Consider the following 16,612-nt stretch of genomic DNA (forward strand, 5'->3'; position numbering starts at 1 on the left):
CCCGATCAGGATGTCGCGGTCGCCCGCCTTCCAGCGGCCCATGTCGATGAGGTCCTCGACTAGCCGGCGGACCCGGTCCGCAGTGGTCTTGGCGACGTCGTCGGCCGGCCCCAGCCGCAGGGCGTCCAGGATCTGGCACCACGAGGTCCGGCCCGACTCCAGGGCGGCGATGAACGAGTAGGGCCAGCCGGGCACGAACTGGTCCGAGGACCTGCCGCTGCGGCCGTAGACGTGACAGAACAAGCGGTCCGGACTGGTCGGTGCGTCCGGCCGGAGCCAGTGGGTGACGTCCACCGCCAGGACCAGGCGCCCGTCGGCGGCCTCGGGCTGCGGCAGCCCGGCCGGCACCTGCCGCAACCGCGGCACATCGACGTTCCCACTGTTCAAGGCTTCATACATCGTGCCGTGCCCGCGCCGGTGCTCGGCCGTGAGCGTGAGGTCCACCGGCGTGGTCACCGAGCCGTCCGTGCACAGCAACGCGTCGGTCAGCTCGAACAATGTGTCCCCGCGCACGGTCAGACAGTCGAAGAAGTCATCCCGGAAGCGTGACGCCACCGCGAACGGCTCCCGCTGGATGTCAGGTTGCAGCAGCCTCATTCCCCCACGGCCTTCGTGCTGGTCAGGTGCATCCTTGGCCGGAGCACAGGATCAGACGAAGGTCGTGTTCACGTCCCCGGAACCCTCATTCGGGCGATCATGTTCGGGTCATAGTTCGAGGCCGACAAGACCCGCCGTTTTAGCCGAGCTGGTAGTCGAACCAGATGCGATGCGTGCCGTCAGCATCAACGGCCATCCCTCCGGCCCCGGAGATCCCGGCCAGCTCGCCGGTGCCGCTTGAAGGCACGATGGTGAAGAACTCCGCTGTGCGGTCGCTGCCGGATGTTGTCGCCGAGTGCACGAAGTTGAAGGACCCCTCCCGTCCCTGCAGCGAGCCTTCGAATGACTCCATGGCCACATACGTGCCGACGCCGGCCGACTGGTCGAATGCGGCAGTGAACAGGGTCGCCGAGCGCCCCATGACCTCTCCCTCGAAGTGCTTCTCCATCGTCGCGACACCTACCGGCAGCCCAGTGGATACGGCAGGCTCGGGCTTCAGCTCAGTCGGGGCGAACGCTTTGACGGTGAAAATTGCCGTAGCTCTCATGCGCCGACACTACCGAGGCGGTCTGACAAACGCGGCTGGACCATAGGTAACCCGGCGCCGGGAGGCGACAGAAACCTTAAAGAAGTTCCCAATGACGATGTCAAGCCGCCGTCGTGACGTGACGGTTGGTAGTACTTGGTAGCACGCTCCGTCGCGGATCATGGCCCACAAGACGTTGGCCCGTCGGCGGGCCAAAGCCAGCAGGGCCTGTTTGCCCCTCGTTCCGCTTGCACCCGTAATAAGCCTGGGAGGGAGAGCAAGTTCTCAGGCTGGCCATCGCGGAGAGGTAGAAGGCACGGAGCAGGCCGCGATGGTACCGGCGCGGGCGACGCATGTTGCCGCTCACGCAGCCAGAGTCCCGCGGCACGGGTGAGAGGCCGGCGAAGGACGCGAGGCGGTCGGCCGTGCCGAACGCCTCCAGATCTCCACCGGCGGCGGCGATGAACTCGGCGCCGAGGAGGGTGCCCATGCCGGGCAGGCTCCGGATCACCGTTGCGTGTCGGTGCTCGTGGAACCAGGCCTCGATGAGCGCGTCGAGCTCGGCGATCTCCTCGTCGAGGGCCAGCACCCCTTGGCGATGCGGGCGGCCATGGCGGCCGCGAGGGTTTCTCCCGGCAGGGCGGTGCGCTGGGCCCTGGCCGCCTCGACAGCTGTCTCCGCGAGCGTGACGGCGTTCTTCACCCTGCGCTTCTTCAGCCAGGTTCCGATCCGCCTGGCCCCGCTGCGACGGATCGCGGCCAGCACCTGGTAGCCGGTCAGCAGGACGACCGGACCCTTCTTGCTCAGGTTCAGTCCGCGCTCCAACGCTGTGAAGAACGCATCGAGGCAGAAGCCGATCGCCTGCGCGAAGTCCTACGGCGTCCGCAGATGCGGCCCTAATGATAGGCCGCCGCGATGAAGCAGACCGAGGTGACATTTGTCAGTCACAGTGGTGACAGGCGTCATCGGTGAAGGGGCAAGTCGACTTCGATACTCGGATCATGACCACTCACCATCGATGCCATGGGACGCAAACAACCAATGTGCCGTCACGCCAGTCCGACGTCACGGCAGCCCAGACAGCAGTAACCCGGCAACCTTGGACGCGACGGAAGTTGATGACCGTCGGCGGTATTTTGGTGGCTGCCCTCACCACGGTCGGCACATCCCCGGCCACCGCGTCTCCCACGCGGCGCTCGGCCACGCCCACACCAGGGGAACAGACCCCGCCTCTACGCCTCGTACTGCCCATGCCGACCGGCAGACATGCCATCGGCACGCGCTCCCTGCGGCTCGTGGATCGTTCCCGGCGAGACCCATGGGTACCGACCAAGCCGGCGCGGGAATTCATGATCCAGATCTGGTATCCCGCCGCACGGGTGACGGGTCGGCTTCGTGCCCCCTGGATGACACCGGCGGCGGCCCGGCACTTCCAGAGTTCGGGTCTCCTGCCCACCGGGTACGTCACGCTCCCCGACTCTCACGCCGGACCGGACGCGCCCGCGCTGACGGTCGGTGGGCGCAGACCGGTGATCCTTTACTCACACGGTCATGGGCAGCACCGCAGCTCCAGCCTGTCCCTCGTCGAGGATCTCGCCAGCCACGGCTATGTGGTGGTCACCATCGATCACACCTATGACGCCGGGCAGGTCGAGTTTCCCGGTGGTCGCGTCGAGACGTACGGAATGCCTGAGCTGTCCCCGGATCTGCCGCCCGCCGAGGAGGCGCGCATCGTCGGCAAGGCCGTCCGGGTGCGGGTCGACGACGTCCGGTACACCCTGAAGGAGCTGCGCCGCGCGGTCCGGCACGGAACGCCCGGCCTCCCTGTTGGGCTGCGGGACATCATGGACCTCTCGCGTACGGCGATGTTCGGCCACTCGCTGGGCGGCGCCACCACGGCCGAGGCCATGTGTGCAGGACTGCCGATCACCGCTGGAGTGAACCTCGACGGGGCCCTGTTCGGCGAGGTCGTCACGCGTGGCGTGGACAGGCCTCTGTTGCTGGTAGGGGCGGATCAGCCCGACGACACGACATGGCTGGACACCTGGCCTCATCTGCGGGGCTGGCGCCGCTTCATGCGGCTGGCCGGGTCCGAGCACTTCTCCTTCACCGACTACGAGGCGTTGCTCCCTCAGGCCGCGGCGCGGCTCGGCGCGACCCCGGAACAACTCGCCTCCTTCATCGGCCCGCTGCAGTGGAGCCGCTCGCTGTCCGTGCAGCGGGAAGTCCTCGCGGTCTTCTTCGGCCTGCACCTACGCGGCCACAGCACACCTGTCCTTGACGGGCCCACCGCGCACTACCCGGAACTCGTCTTCCGGAAGGACCCCCGGTCAGGCGCCGTACCGCAGTGAATCGCACACATCGCCCAATATGAATGAGGGATCTGAACTACTTTCATGGCAACGAACACCGCTCCCCGGAAGAGGCCTCTGAGGTTCAAGATCGGGGTCGCTCTCCTCGTCCTCTGCGCCCTGATCTACCTGGGCGTCCTCATCGTCCTCTTCCTGCCCCTGACCACTGCCGGAAAGGCCGCCACCATCGGTGGAATGGTCGTGGCCGCCGAGACATGTGCCCTCCTCGGCATTGCGGGCATCGGGAAGGAAACCGTCCAGGCGATCAAGGCCCGCACAGGGCTCAAGAATCGCAAGCGTGATCGTGTCGACGGGCAGGCCCCGGCCGCGAAATGATGCGCTCGATGGCTACCGAAGTGCTCAAGAAGATCGTCGCTGACCGAATGCCACCCCCAGGAACTGACCACCGCGTGGGACGTACAGCCACCAGGTACCTCCCGGCAGTTCTCCTTCGAGCAACCAAGCCCGCCCGTTGACGCACAAGAATGCGCCGCGGTCCGTCGAAGGCTGTCGCCGATGGTCTCTGGTCCGGCACCACAGCGGGCCCCGGCACCGGCGGCGCTAGACCCAGCCCCGTTCGCGGGCGATACGGACCGCCGTGTGGCGATTGTCCGCAGAGAGCTTCGCCGTGGCGGAGGACAGGTAGTTGCGCACGGTTCCCGGCGAGAGCGAAGCGCGCCGGGCGACCTCGGCGATCGGCGCGCCGTCCGCCGCCATCTCCAGTACCTCCGCCTCACGCGCGGTCAGCGGCGAGTCCCCGGCACTGATGGCGTCGGCGGCCAGCTCGGGGTCCACATATCTGTCACCGGCGTGCACGCTGCGGATGATCTCGGCCAGCTGCTGCGCCGAGACCGTCTTCGGGACGAACCCGCGCACCCCTGCCGCCAGGGCCTGCTTGAGATGGCCGGGCCTCCCGTGACTGGTGACGATCATCGTCCGGCAAGCGGGCAGCTCGGTCCGCAGCGCGGCGGCCGCCGCCACCCCGTCCGTCCCGCCCGGCATCTGCAGATCCAGCACGGCGACGTCCGGCCTGTGCGCCCTGGCCATCGCCAGAGCCTCAGACCCGGAGGCCGCCTCGGCCACGACCAGCAGGTCGTCCTCGTACGACAGCAGCGCGGCGACCGCGTCTCGGATCAGGTGCTCGTCGTCCGCCAACAGCACCCGGATGCGTCTACTCATACGACCAGGCCCGACTGCTGTGCGATGGGGGAGGAGACCTCCGGCCGGGACAGCGGCACCGCAGCCGTCAAGTGGAAGGCTCCCGCCAGCGACTCGGTGTCCAGGGTTCCTCCCAGCGTCGCCAGCCGTTCGCGCAGCCCGTTCAGACCCGACCCGGAGGTACCGCCCGCTGCGGCCTCCGGCACGCCGTCGTTGTCGACCGACAGCACCGCCGAGGCTCCTGTGCTCAGTCGGATGGTGCAGCTCCGTGCCTCGCTGTGCCGCAGCACGTTGGTGGTTGCCTCGCGCACGACCCAGCCTAGGGTGCTCTGGACGTCGGGCGGCAGGGCGCTTCCGTCGTCGCCCTCGGCCGTGCCGTCGATGCCCGCCGCGTGCAGTACGGACAGCGCCCCGGCCAGCTCGACCGCGAGATCGGCCTTGCGGTACCCGCGGACGACCTCGCGCACCTCGTGCTGCGACTCCCGGGCGATGCGTTGCACCTCGATCATCTGCTCCACCGCCTCCGGTCTCCCCCGGCGCGCCAGTTGCACCGCCAGTTCGCTCTTCAGCGCGATCACCGCCAGGTTCCGCCCCATCACATCATGCAGATCCCGCCCGAACCGCAGCCGCTCCTCCGCGACCGCGAGCTGCGACTGCAGCTCGCGGGCGGCGTCCAGCTCCCGTACCACGTTCAGCAGCCACACCGCGCAGCCGCTGGTGAGCACCATCACGCCACTGGTGACGAGCACGGCGGCGGCGAACCCGGCGGCCGTCGGGCCGGGCAGCCCCAGCAGCGCGCAGACCGCAGCCATCCCGACGGCCGCGCCCAGCACGCTGTACAGCCTCGGACGGGTCCCGCGGATGGCCAGGGCCATCGCGCCCAGGCCGAACGTGAACAGACCGACGACGAGCACCGAGACGTCCACGCCGGACAGGAGGGAGCTGTCCGAGCGCAGCGCCAGCGCAGTCGCGGCTCCGCCCACGGACAGCGCGGCGACGGCGGTAAGCAGCCCGACCGGACGCTCCCGGCGGCCCAGCAGCCAGTCAAGGCCTCTGGCCTGGAGCACCGCGCACAGCGCGGCGTGCACGGCCACCAGTGCGAGCAACCCGGGCCACGGTCCGGCGACCCCGCTGGCCAGCGAAGCACCGAGGATGGCCATCTCGGCCAGGGGGAGGAAGTGAAACGTGGAACGCGTGTACAGCTCGATCCGTGCGGGACCGCTCCGTCGGTGCCACCAGCCCGTCAGGCTCACCATCAGTAGTCACTCCGGTTGTCAGCTCCGCGGTTCCAGCGGAACCAACGGTGTACGGCAAACAAGGCGAACAGCGTCCAGGCCAGCGCCGTGCCCAGCGCCCGCAACACCTCCAGGGGCGCGGGCCAGGGCCTCCACCCAGCCGGCCCGTACGAGCTCGACCACAGAGGTCAGCGGGAGTCACCTGCGGCATCCGCTGCAACGGGACCAGGATTCCCGGGCCCACCACCGAGACGAGCAGCACCGGTGTCGTCGTGAGCTGGGCAAATTCCACGCGTGAAGACCGTGGTCGCCGCGGCGAGCGCGGCGACCAGCATGATGCCTAGCGCCAGCCTGAACAGTAACTCCGGCCGGTGCGGGAGGTCCATGCCCAGCAGCACGGAGCCGGTCACGATCAGCGCCACGCACTGCGCCAGCGCCACGGCGACCGCCAGCACGGCTGTACTGCCAGGAGGCGCGGGCGCGAGTACCTCGTCGCTCTGAAAGCAGAGGACGACCTGCTCACCCTGCACTGGGCGGACGAGATCCGCGATCCCCACCAGGAGGTCCCCGACCTGCCGGGAAAGGCGGAGCCGACCATCGCCGAGGTGAAGATGGCCCACCAGCTCATCGACGCCCTCACCACCGACTGGGATCCGGAAGACTTCCACGACACCTTCCAGGAGAAGGCCGAGGCGCTGATCGAGGCCAAGGCCGCAGGCGAAGTCGTGGAGAAGGCCGAGCCGGCCGCGCAGCCCACTGGTGTGGTCGACCCGGTGGAGGCCCTGCGTGCCAGCGTGGAGCGGGCCCGCAGCCCGAAGGACACCAGGGAGAAGGCCGGCGAGGTGTATGAGAATGCCACCAAGGCCGGGGTCAAAGGTCGCTCCGGCATGACCCGTGATCAGCTCGCTGACGCCCTCGCCAAGGGCAGCTGAGGCCGCCGCGGCCCAATGCAGGCATCTCCATCCAGTCGGATCCGCTCCCACGCTGCCCGGCAGGCGGCCAAGCCAGCGATACCACGACCGCCGAGTGGGCGCTGGCCAGTGGGAAACCCACCTGACCCCCACATCCCGGGTGGGGCGCCGGTGTGGGGAAAATGGCCCGTCCACAAGAGCTGCGGCATCCGTATCTCCAGTCCTCCCTGGCGGGTGCGGGCATGGGCCTGGAAGTGGACCGGGGTGCCTGGGGGAGGGGTCCCCAGATCGGGACCGTGGGCAGGAAGCGGCCGGGCCGCCGCCCGTAGTGGGTGGTGATCGCATCACAAAGACGCGGGCCGGGGCGGTGAGTACGGTGCGGTTCCCGCGCGCGTGGACCCGGTTTTGCGTCCCAGGGTGTGTTGTCTGCCGACATTACGTCAACATGCTGGGCCGGTACTCCTTCCAGTTCCCCGACCTGCCCGGCGGAATGCGACCCCTGCGCGATCCGGACACCGCTGAGGGGTGAGCCCCGCGCCGCTCTTGCCGGGCAGTCGGTGAACGGAACCGACCCGGTGGCGGGCTGATGCCATTGGAAGGGGCGCGCCCGAAGCCTGTCGGCTCAGGTGTTGAGGGCGTGCCCGGTCGTTGAGTCCACGTGGTCCGGGATCTCGTCGTGGCGATCGCCCACGGTCGGTGTCCCGGTCGGCTCGAACATGAGGATCGCGGCGCCGGAGGGAGCGTGCGGCTTGTGCTCTGTGCCTCGGGGGACGGTGAAGACCGCCCCTTGTGGGAGCAGGATCGTGCGCTCCCCATCGGGCTCGCGCAAGGAGATGTGCAGCTCGCCGTCGAGTACCAGGAAGAACTCGTCGGTGTCGTCGTGGACGTGCCAGATGTATTCGCCCTCGACCTTGGCGATGCGGACGTCATAGTTATTGACGCGCGTGACGATGCGGGGGCTCCACAGGGCGTCGAAGGAGGCCAGAGCCTTGCTGAGGGGGATGGGTTGGTTACTCATGGGCTCATCCTGAGCGGTTTCGCATGGCCGCCGTGAGTGCTAGGAATTGCACATGGCGAAAGAATCCTCGCACGCAGTTCACGCGGCGGGCGTACACCGGGTCGTCGTGATCGTGGACGAGAACTCGAACCCCTTCGAGCTCGGCTGCGCGACCGAGGTCTTCGGTCTGCGCAGACCGGAGATCGGCCGTGATCTCTACGACTTCAGGCTCTGTTCCCCCGAGCCCCGCACCCTGATGCGAGACGGATTCTTCACGCTCACGGGAGTCGCCGATCTGGAAGCGGCCGACGCGGCGGACACCTTGATCGTCCCCAACCGCCCGGACACCGAAGTGCCCCGCCGTCCCGCCGTGCTCGATGCCGTCCGACGGGCGCACACACGCGGTGCGCGCCTGGTCGGCTTCTGCAGCGGCGCCTTCACACTCGCCGAAGCCGGAGTCCTCGACGGGCGCCGGGCCACAGCGCACTGGCAGTGGGCGGATTCCTTCCGATCCCGCTTCCCCTCTGTCCGGCTCGAATCAGACGTGCTGTTCGTGGATGACGGTGACATCCTCACCGCCGCGGGGAGCGCGGCCGCGCTCGACCTTGGGCTGCATGTGGTCCGCCGCGACTACGGCGCGGAGGTCGCCAACTCTGTGAGCCGGCGCCTGGTCTTCGCGGCGCACCGGGACGGCGGGCAACGGCAGTTTGTGGAGCGCCCCATGCCCGACCTGCCTGACGAGTCCCTGGCGCCAGTCCTGGCCTGGGCCCAGGAACGGTTGGACTCACCGCTCACTGTGTCTGACCTTGCGGCGCGCGCGGCGGTCAGTCCGGCGACGCTGCACCGCCGCTTCCAAGCACAACTGGGAACGACGCCGTTGACGTGGCTCACGGGGGAACGACTTGCCCTGGCGTGCCGATTGATCGAGCTAGGTGAGTCCCGCTTCGAGATGGTCGCGCGGCGCAGCGGGCTTGGCACCGCTGCCAATCTGCGCACGCTGATGCGCCGCGAGACCGGCATCACTCCGTCGGCATACAGGCGCCGGTTCGGACCGGAGGCGAATTGACGGCGGGCATCCCCTTCCGGCGAACCACGAGAATATGCCTCAGCGTCGGCTGTCGCCGGGGGCGAGAAGGCTGGTGAGCTCGGCCCTCCCCTCGGGGGAGGGCTTGAAGTAGCGGCGGACGTTCTCCAGCTTCTTGTGCCGGGACTTGGCCATCAGCAATCCGCCGTTCGCTGCGATTAGGGCTCGCAGAAAATCAACTTCCGGTTCGTCTTGCAGCGCACCAGCAGATCGCGCCCGTGGCGGCCGGCTGGCTCAGCAGTGCGGCGGCGGAGAAGTTGCGGTCGCCCAGTAGCAGCATCCCGGCCCGGAGGTCCACTGCCAGCCGGCGGGCGTACTCCAGCTCACCGGTCGTGGCCGGACCGAACACGGCCCCGATCACCGACCTGGTCCCGTAAGCCACCAGTGCGGCCAGACGCAGTTGTGGGTAGCCCGAGATCCCGTTGCCGAGCCGCTGCCGGGTGAACACCGCAAGCTTGGCCGGACAGTCCGGGACCGACAACAGGGTGCCGTCGACCGCGACGACCCTCAGGCCCCGCCACCGCCCGGCCGCAGCAGCCGTGGCCGCAGGGCCACTCACCAGGTTGAACAGGGCTTTCATCGGTGCCGGCCCCAGTCGCTGGCGGACCTGGCGAAGAGCGCTGCCGCTGGGCCGGACCGGAGCCAGGCCCCTCAACCCGGCGCACAACCGGTCGAAGAGGGCTTCCGTTCGCGGCTCAGAGGGACGTGCGGCGGCATCGACTGCGTCGAGCTCGGCTACCAGTAGCCGCGTGCTGTGGGGTTGGGTTCCTCTGACGTGGAACGCCCCGTCACGACCGCCGCCGGCACACTCGACTGGCTCTCGTGCCCCGTGCGAGGCCGACTGGATCAGCAGGCGGAGGCATCGGTCGGGGCCTGCAGGTCGTATCGGACGATGCTTGCGTTCTCCTTGAACGAGATCCCTACGTTCCCGAAGGCGCCGCTCCCCTCGTACTGCGACCAGCTGATGGTCTTGATGTCGCCGGGCCGCACCTGCTTGCCGAGCGACATGATCATCAGGCGCCCGGTGCACGAGAAGGAATAACTGCCGCCGCCGGAGGGCGGGTTCGCCTTGACCAGCGCTGAGCCGTCGACGGTGAACTGCTGCCGGTCGACCGTCTCCACCGTGTAGCCCTGCTTCGGCTTCGCCCCGTCCACGAGGGTGGTGAAGGTGACGTCGAAATAGCCGACGTGGACGGTCACGGGGGCACAGAGCTTCGGCGGCCCGCCGAACTCGATGGGCAGGTAGCCGGTCACGCTGCGCCCACGCAGATTGCTGTCCAGCCAGTCCTTGTCACCCCGGACACAGGAAGGCGTGGGGGACGGAGGCGCCGCGGGGGTGGCCGCGACGGAGGGCGGCGGACTCGCCGACGTGGCTGAGGAGGCGCCCGGGGCGGCGGCGTCACCGCTGCCGCTGCCGCAGCCGGAGAGGCTGAGTGTTCCCGCCAAAACGGCGAGCAGAGCGATGCCCCGTAACGGTGATGGTCCTGCTTGGTCTGTCACCGAGCCATGCTGACCGAACGGCACAGGCGAGTCAACAGGCCTGTCGGCGTACACGTGAACGTGGTTCTGGCAAGATTTTCGTAGCCGGAGATCACCTTGACTTGGGTGTCGCCCCGGTCACGTTCGCTTGAGATGATACAGGTTGGGAGCGTCCGGGTCCCCGGCAAGGTAGTAGGGCTGAAGCCCTTTCTTGGTCCGCTCCATGCCGAACTTCCACTCCTACGAGGAAGTCCTCAACACCCTCGACCTCGTCATCCGACTCGGCATGGACGCCCCCGTCCTCAACACCGCCGATCCGCTGGTCTATCCCGTCCTGACCCGCGACCGCCAAGCGATGGCCGACCTCGTCCGCACCACTCTCGGCCCCCTCCTCCACACACGCGGCGGCGCCCAAACCTCCCTCGACACCCTCACCACCTACTTCGACACCGGCTGCAACGCGGCCGAAACAGCCCGCCGCCTCTCCCTCAGCGTCCGCGCCCTCACCTACCGCCTCCAACGCATCCACCAACTCACCCACGCCAACCCCACCGACCCCACCAACCCCACCACCGCTACGCCCTCCAGACAGCTGTCATCGGAGCACGCCTGCTCAACTGGCCCGAACACAGCCTCTGACCCAGAACACCGTCCCCGGCACCAACACCACCCCGATCCGACAACAGCGCCCGACACGGTCCTCGACCCCGTCCCGCCGGTCCGCGCGGCCCGCAACTCCGCCCTCGCCGCGCTCGCCGCCGACCTCCCCAGCCCCATCCTTGCCGACCTGACCGGCATGCACCGCCACACCGCGATCCGCTGGGTCGCCTACGCCCGACGCGACTGGGCCGAGTACCTCGCGGCACGCGCCGAGGACCAACAGGAAGGCAGACGATGACCGACGCGACCGGAATCAACGACAGGCGCACAGTCCAAGAAGTGCTCGATTACCTGATCACGCACTTGAACGGCGCCCTGCGTCGCCCGGGAATGTATGGCGGTGAGACGGCGATCAGGCTCTACCTCGACGCGGTGGCGTTCGCGGACGCCTCCGAGCAGGCATGGCAGCAGGAACTGAAGGACCTGCAAACCCGCCGAGGATTCTCCTCCACCGGCGTGAGCGGAGCCTTCCAAGATCTGTGGGGGGATGCACACGAGGGCGCCGTGGCCTCGGTCTACGCCGAGATCGCACACCGTCAGGGATGGCTGCGACTCGACCGGACCCTCACCTCAGCCGAGCACTACGAGATCCGTCGCGTCAGCGAGACCTGGTGCCGCAAGGACCGTCTCCTCAGCGACGTCGTCACGGCGTTCGGCCCGCCCTCGGTCCTCTTCGGGGGGAACAACCCCAACTACCCCAAGACGCTGGCCTACGCGACCGACCAACGTGACGACACCCTGCTCTGCTTTCACCTCTGGAACAGCTTCGCCCCGGAGCCAAGCCAATCGTCGGCCTCCGTCCATGCCGAACCCGTCCTCTGGGCCTTCCGGGACGGCGGCGCCCTGTTCTCAGACGGCTTCATCTTCACCCCGGAAGGATCCGCCCGCCGACGTGCGAGCTGAAGTGCGGGCCCGGGGGAACCGAGTTGCGAGGCAGCTTGAGCTGCGGTGGAATCTGGCGGGCTCCGCACCTGTTGCCCGGGCGGGGAGGGACCGGCTGATGGACGAGACGACAGCGCTGGACAGCGTGCTGCAGCAGGCGCACGTAGCCCAGGTGAGCTCGGTGAGCGGGTTCGAGGCGGACGGAGAGATCCGGGTGGACCTCTCCGATCCGACGGAGTCGGCCCAGCTCAGGAGGGCTATGGCGGTGGAATCGCTGCCCGGGTTCCACTGCATGTGCGGCGGGGACGTCCGCTTCGAGTTGTTCGACCGGCACGGTGAGCGGCTCGCAGTCGTCGTCCTGCACCACGGGGCGACGCTGAGGTGGGGGCAGTGGGACAGCAACGCCGTCCTCGCCGACGGCCGCCTGCTCCTGGCGTGGCTGGACGGGCACGGCATGCCCGGCCCCATGCAGCAGTTCGAAGCCGACCGGCAGCGAGCGGAGGAAAGATCCGAAGAGGAACGCAGATGGCTCGCCGCTATGCCCGCCGGATTGGAGGGGACCGCCGACCGGATCCTCGGCCTCTCCCACACCGGCGGCAGGCCGTCCCTCGAACTGCTGGCGGAACTCACGGACCGACTGCAGGCGACGTTCCCCGACCCGGTGGAGCGGGTGCTGGTCCTGCTCGACTGGTACGGATCCGGCAGCGGGCGCTGCTCCGGTTACCCCGTCCACGAGGGTGTACCTAGCGAACTGCTCGGCAGGGTGCCGATCGCTGATCTGCTCGCCGGGCTGGCCGATCTGCGGGCCGAGGAGCGGCACGACGCCGGGGCCGTGCGGCATCTGGTGGGCTGGAAGACCCGCCCGCGCCAGAAGCGGGATGTCGTCGGCATACCCGAACCGCTGCGTGCCCGGCTGCTGGCGCATGCTCGCCGCTCTGGAGACTCCGACAAGCAGGGCCGCGCAGAACGGTGGTTGGCACCCCCGCGGGCCTGAGACCCGCCGGAGCGTTCAGCGGTCAGCAACAGGGAGGAGAACGTCGTAGCCGGAGAGTTGCCGAGCTCCTGTCGCACCAAACCCGAGATCAATCGAGGGAATAGTGCACGGTCGGAATAACCCCCTCCCGCCAGTAGTCCTGAACCTACGCTCCGGGTGCTGCCCCGACCCCGAACCCGCCGCCGACGGTCTCCCAGGCCGTCACCTGATCCGCTCGCGCCACTTCAAGAACGTCACTGATCCAGACGGTCACCACCTGTCGGCCGGCGAGGTCCGCGCCGTGCCATGGGTGGCCATCACGCCGGTCGTCAACGCCATCCGAGTGCTGGAGAAGATGGTGCCCGAAGGCGAGCTTCTTTTCATCTCCGCCCACCACTCCGGCCAGCACAGCGGGGTGCTGAAGTCCGGCGGTCTGAATATGCGGATCAAGGACTTCGTGAGCTGGGTCAACCGCGAGGCCGCCACCCACAACCTGGCCAGCCAGTTCGTCCCCGACGACCCGCACGGACCCCTCCAGGTCAGCCGCTTCCGAAGGACCCTGGCCTGGCACATCGCCCGCCGCCCCGGCGGCTTGGTCGCACTCGCCATCCAGTACGGCCACATGCGCACCGTCCTGGACGCCCGCACCTCCAGCCGCTACGGCGCCCGCAGCCGCGGCGGCATCCACACCGTCCTCGACGTCGAAACCGCTCTGGCCGCCGACACCGCCGCCCGCCTGCGAGACCGGCTCGCCGCCGGCGAACGCCTCTCAGGACCCGCCGCCCGCCGAGCCCTCACCGCCGCCGTCCAAGCCCCCCGCTTCGAAGGCCGCATTGTCCCGCGCACCTTCGTACACAAGGCCCGCGCCTACCTCGCCCGCGACGGCATTGTGCTCTACGACAACCCCGAGGCCCTGATGATCTGCGCCTTCAAACACGACGTGGCCATGTGCGAACCCGACCCCGGTGCCACCGCACCCCGCCAGTACGACTGCCGCCCCGGCTGCGCGAACACCGTCCGCACCGACGACCACGCCCTCCTGCTCCGCGAACGTGCCGACGAACTCGACCAGTTCGCCGACCGCCTGCCCCCACCCCTCGCCCGCCGCCTGCGGACCAACGCCTCCCGCCTGCGCGCCACCGCTGACACCCACGACTCCACCCCCCCCAGACCGCCGAGGCCCCGCGATGAACCCGACCCACGACGACGAACGCACCCGTGTCCGAAAGGCCATGGACCGCCTCCTGACCGGCCAGGCCACGCTCTCCAACGGCAGCCTCACCGCCACCGCCCTCGCCGTCGAAGCAGGCGTTCACCGCATGGCCCTCATGAAACGCCACGCCGACCTGAAGAACGAGTTCTACGAGCGCGTCCGCACCAAAACCCGCCAGGTCCCCGAGCCCGAGAAGCGCCTCCGGGAAACCGTCACCCGGCTGAAGAAGACCATCGCCGACCAGAACGCCGAGATCCAGGACCTCCGCCAGCTGATCACCCGGCTCACCCTTGCCGCAGCAGTGCTCACACACGGCCAAGACCAACCGGGACCAGCCCTAGAGGACATCGGCAACATCGTCCACCTGCGCCCGCCGACCTGAAACCCGAGCTGCCTGGCTGCGAAGGTGGAAACCAGGAACGGTTGTCGAAGTGTTCTGAGAACGCGCGAGGGTCAGCCGCTCGGCAAATGTTGCCGAGCAGTGAGAACACGCCTTGGTCTCCTCGTGCCACGTGGCCCTGGGTTCAGGATGAACGTCAGTCGAGACGAGCGTCGAGCTTAGGTCGATGCGGTGCGCGCGTGAATGCGGTGCGCGGTCCGCAGTCCCTGCTTGGCGGCGGTTGCCACGAGGCCGCCGAGGGTGGTTCTGGCGAGGTCGTGGGCGGCGAGGCGTTCCAGTGCTGGCAGGGCCCGGTCGTCGGCGGTGGAGCCGAGAGCGCGGCAGGCCAGTGCTCGGAGGTCCGGGTCGGGATCGGTGGTGAGGGTGATCAGGTCGTCCACAACCGGCGGGCCGAAGGCAGCGATCGCTGAGGCGAGGTGACTGGCCTTCGGGTCCCGGCGTTCCATCATGGCCTGCCAGAGCACAGCGAGTGCCCGGTCGCCGCCGATTTGGCCGAGCGCCAGGGCGGCCCTGCTGCGTACCCAGTTCGTCTCGTCGTTCAGCCTGGCTGTCAGGGCGGGTATGGCGGCCGGTTCCTCAAAGAGGCCGAGCGCCTCGCAGGCACCCTCGCGGACCACCGGATCGGGATGCTCCAGCAGGGCGGTGATCAGCGGAACGGCCCGGCGGAAGCCGAGTTCGGCACAAGCGAGCGCCGACCACCGCACCCCGCGGTGCTCGGTGTCGGCGAGCGCGCGCAGTAGGCCCGATTCGACGCTCGCGTCGCCGAACAGGGCGATCCGGTTGAGTGCCTTGGTCCAGACGGTGACATCCTGAGTCCGGTGGTCGGAGGCGACCTCGGACAGGGCCGCCCGGGCCTGCGGATGGCCGAGCTCGGCCCACTCCAGCAGGGCGTCGATCGCCGGCAGCCGGATCGTGCGGTTCCTGCTCAACTCGGTGGCCTGGACGGTGACGAGGGATGTCGGCCCGTCCGGCGGGTGGCCGAGTGCGTCCCCGAGCGGGCCGACGAGCGGTGGTTCGAGCTCGCCCAACCACAGGGCCAGTGGGCCGATTCGGGTGCCGACGTCCGCGTCGTAGCGGCCGTCGCCCCGCAGGTTCGCGGCCAGCTTGGCGACCGTACGGAACAACAGCCATGCGCGGTCCGATGGGGAATCAGCGAGGGCGTCGAGTCGGCCGGACATCGTCGCGGTGACGGCGGTCGGCGGGCGGCTGGTGGCCTCCAGGACCGCCTCCGCCCAGGCGAGTGGCTCGCCCTGACGCTCGTAGAGCTGGCGACCCCACAGGCGGAGGACGGCGTCACGGTGGTCGGTCATCCCAGGATCGTTCCAGCAGGGAACACCGACAGCCAACGGATTTTCCTCGCGGTCAGTCGGGTGCCAGATCGTCTCGGCATTACTCCGGCAGTTTTGTTACGAGCACCATCAACGGTCAGCGCCCCCCTGGGGAATCGTGACCGCCAGGGGGGAGGAACCTGACGTTGATCATGCAGATCGTGGGGAATTTTACTTGATCGTTGACAGTGTGGTCCCAAAGGGGCGGCGGAGTGCTACTGGAGCAGGATCATCTTCCGAAGGAGGTCGAACCCGGCTCGTCTGTAGAGCTCCCTCCCGGCTCACCGTCGGCGGCAACATCATCCAGATGGGCACCGAGTCCTACCGCCTCGCCCACACCACGGCCCACGCCGCCCCAACATCCCTGCACACAGCAACTTGACAGGGAACGCCACGAACGTCACCCGCGATGCCAGGGCGCCGCTGGTCGCCGCGGCGAAGCGCCACGGGATGCACACCGTCGCGGTCATGATGTCGACGCCGGCCTCGGTATGTGTCGAGCGGCAGGGCCCGCGCCCGGCCAGCCGCAGCGTGCCGCAGGACACGGTCCGCTCCCAGCACCAGGCGATGGTCCGCTCCCACCCCATGCTGCTCTCCGAGGGCTTCAACGACGGGGTGTTCGCCAGCAGCCTCTGCCGCCTGGAGCCGTTCCTGCAGCGGCTCTCCGAAGCCCGTGAGGCCGACCTCGGAGACGACGAAAGCGAGGGCCTGGGCGATCTGCTCCTGGTCCGCCGGTACTTCGGCCCGGAGATCCTTCCGCTGTGGCGGTGGAAGCACGGCTCGGACATCGCGGGCGGTGACCGCGTCGCGGAGATCCG

20 protein-coding genes and 2 pseudogenes are annotated in these 16,612 nt (G+C 68.8%); 9 read left to right on the plus strand and 13 right to left on the minus strand.

The window, feature by feature from the left end; genetic code table 11:
* From EES42_RS36740 to EES42_RS47715, 4 genes are all read right to left on the minus strand, one after another.
* Positions 1-597, minus strand: a 597-nt coding sequence (locus EES42_RS36740) for a transposase (RefSeq protein ID WP_164495460.1), incomplete at its 3' end; no start/stop codon positions are given.
* A gap of 139 nt (positions 598-736) precedes the next feature.
* Positions 737-1,144, minus strand: a complete 408-nt coding sequence (locus EES42_RS36745; RefSeq protein ID WP_124722522.1) for a DUF3224 domain-containing protein — start codon at positions 1,142-1,144, stop codon at positions 737-739.
* Between the two features lie 100 nt (positions 1,145-1,244).
* Positions 1,245-1,712 (minus strand): transposase, encoded by a 468-nt coding sequence (locus EES42_RS47710; RefSeq protein ID WP_323187695.1) that lies wholly within the window; start codon positions 1,710-1,712, stop codon positions 1,245-1,247.
* Positions 1,631-1,948 carry a hypothetical protein gene (locus EES42_RS47715; protein WP_323187694.1) on the minus strand — a complete coding sequence of 106 codons (318 nt, stop codon included), beginning with the start codon at positions 1,946-1,948 and terminating at the stop codon, positions 1,631-1,633. The genes EES42_RS47710 and EES42_RS47715 overlap by 82 nt, the downstream gene beginning before the upstream one ends.
* A 524-nt stretch (positions 1,949-2,472) precedes the next feature.
* Here EES42_RS47715 and EES42_RS36755 point away from each other — a divergent pair.
* The gene (locus tag EES42_RS36755; protein WP_164495461.1) at positions 2,473-3,474 is read left to right on the plus strand and encodes an alpha/beta hydrolase family protein; all 1,002 of its coding nucleotides are present in this window, start codon (positions 2,473-2,475) and stop codon (positions 3,472-3,474) included.
* Positions 3,475-3,519: 45 nt separating this feature from the next.
* Entirely contained in the window at positions 3,520-3,810 is a 291-nt protein-coding gene (locus EES42_RS36760) for a transporter suffix domain-containing protein (protein WP_124722524.1), read from the plus strand.
* A 225-nt stretch (positions 3,811-4,035) separates the two neighbouring features.
* On the opposite strand, the gene EES42_RS36765 is transcribed toward EES42_RS36760, so the two are convergent.
* Positions 4,036-4,653, minus strand: a complete 618-nt coding sequence (locus tag EES42_RS36765; protein ID WP_164495462.1) for a response regulator transcription factor — start codon at positions 4,651-4,653, stop codon at positions 4,036-4,038.
* On the minus strand, positions 4,650-5,888 hold the full coding sequence (locus tag EES42_RS36770; RefSeq protein WP_124722525.1) for a sensor histidine kinase: 1,239 nt from the start codon (positions 5,886-5,888) through the stop codon (positions 4,650-4,652). Before EES42_RS36770 ends, EES42_RS36765 begins: the two co-directional genes overlap by 4 nt.
* 350 nt (positions 5,889-6,238) lie before the next feature.
* Between EES42_RS36770 and EES42_RS36775 the strand changes: the two genes are divergently transcribed.
* Positions 6,239-6,799: a Ku family protein gene (locus EES42_RS36775; RefSeq protein ID WP_124722526.1), complete on the plus strand. Its 561-nt coding sequence runs from the start codon at positions 6,239-6,241 to the stop codon at positions 6,797-6,799.
* Between the two features lie 601 nt (positions 6,800-7,400).
* Here the strand turns inward: EES42_RS36775 and EES42_RS36780 are convergent.
* Positions 7,401-7,796, minus strand: coding sequence for a cupin domain-containing protein (locus EES42_RS36780; RefSeq protein ID WP_124722527.1), 396 nt, complete (start codon positions 7,794-7,796; stop codon positions 7,401-7,403).
* Positions 7,797-7,848: 52 nt separating this feature from the next.
* Between EES42_RS36780 and EES42_RS36785 the strand changes: the two genes are divergently transcribed.
* Positions 7,849-8,841 carry a GlxA family transcriptional regulator gene (locus EES42_RS36785; protein ID WP_124722528.1) on the plus strand — a complete coding sequence of 331 codons (993 nt, stop codon included), beginning with the start codon at positions 7,849-7,851 and terminating at the stop codon, positions 8,839-8,841.
* Between the two features lie 39 nt (positions 8,842-8,880).
* On the opposite strand, the pseudogene EES42_RS45790 reads toward EES42_RS36785, so the two are convergent.
* The 3 genes and pseudogenes from EES42_RS45790 to EES42_RS45200 form a co-directional block, all read right to left on the minus strand.
* A pseudogene (locus tag EES42_RS45790) lies at positions 8,881-8,997 on the minus strand (site-specific integrase); the annotation flags it as partial.
* A gap of 37 nt (positions 8,998-9,034) precedes the next feature.
* Entirely contained in the window at positions 9,035-9,439 is a 405-nt protein-coding gene (locus EES42_RS45195; protein ID WP_241196831.1) for a hypothetical protein, read from the minus strand.
* A 266-nt stretch (positions 9,440-9,705) separates the two neighbouring features.
* The gene (locus EES42_RS45200) at positions 9,706-10,305 is read right to left on the minus strand and encodes a hypothetical protein (protein WP_164495464.1); all 600 of its coding nucleotides are present in this window, start codon (positions 10,303-10,305) and stop codon (positions 9,706-9,708) included.
* 268 nt (positions 10,306-10,573) lie between these two features.
* Here EES42_RS45200 and EES42_RS36795 point away from each other — a divergent pair.
* From EES42_RS36795 to EES42_RS36805, 3 genes and pseudogenes are all read left to right on the plus strand, one after another.
* Positions 10,574-10,977, plus strand: a pseudogene (locus tag EES42_RS36795) (helix-turn-helix domain-containing protein); the annotation flags it as partial.
* Positions 10,978-11,232: 255 nt separating this feature from the next.
* Complete coding sequence (locus tag EES42_RS36800) at positions 11,233-11,901, plus strand: hypothetical protein (protein WP_124722530.1); 669 nt, start codon at positions 11,233-11,235, stop codon at positions 11,899-11,901.
* 97 nt (positions 11,902-11,998) lie between these two features.
* Entirely contained in the window at positions 11,999-12,874 is an 876-nt protein-coding gene (locus EES42_RS36805; RefSeq protein WP_124722531.1) for a hypothetical protein, read from the plus strand.
* A gap of 145 nt (positions 12,875-13,019) precedes the next feature.
* On the opposite strand, the gene EES42_RS47720 is transcribed toward EES42_RS36805, so the two are convergent.
* On the minus strand, positions 13,020-13,475 hold the full coding sequence (locus EES42_RS47720; protein ID WP_124722532.1) for a hypothetical protein: 456 nt from the start codon (positions 13,473-13,475) through the stop codon (positions 13,020-13,022).
* Positions 13,476-13,622: 147 nt separating this feature from the next.
* Positions 13,623-14,006 carry a hypothetical protein gene (locus EES42_RS47725; RefSeq protein ID WP_206433771.1) on the minus strand — a complete coding sequence of 128 codons (384 nt, stop codon included), beginning with the start codon at positions 14,004-14,006 and terminating at the stop codon, positions 13,623-13,625.
* Positions 14,007-14,040: 34 nt separating this feature from the next.
* Between EES42_RS47725 and EES42_RS36820 the strand changes: the two genes are divergently transcribed.
* Positions 14,041-14,448: a hypothetical protein gene (locus tag EES42_RS36820; RefSeq protein ID WP_124722533.1), complete on the plus strand. Its 408-nt coding sequence runs from the start codon at positions 14,041-14,043 to the stop codon at positions 14,446-14,448.
* 176 nt (positions 14,449-14,624) lie between these two features.
* Here EES42_RS36820 and EES42_RS36825 read toward each other — a convergent pair whose 3' ends face one another.
* Positions 14,625-15,776: a HEAT repeat domain-containing protein gene (locus EES42_RS36825; protein ID WP_124722534.1), complete on the minus strand. Its 1,152-nt coding sequence runs from the start codon at positions 15,774-15,776 to the stop codon at positions 14,625-14,627.
* A 396-nt stretch (positions 15,777-16,172) separates the two neighbouring features.
* On the opposite strand from EES42_RS36825, the gene EES42_RS36830 reads away from it, so the two are divergent.
* On the plus strand, positions 16,173-16,612 hold a 440-nt coding region (locus EES42_RS36830), incomplete at its 3' end, for an AAA family ATPase (RefSeq protein WP_241196832.1).

Source organism: Streptomyces sp. ADI95-17 (assembly GCF_003846175.1).
GTDB classification, from domain to species: Bacteria; Actinomycetota; Actinomycetes; order Streptomycetales; family Streptomycetaceae; genus Streptomyces; species Streptomyces sanglieri.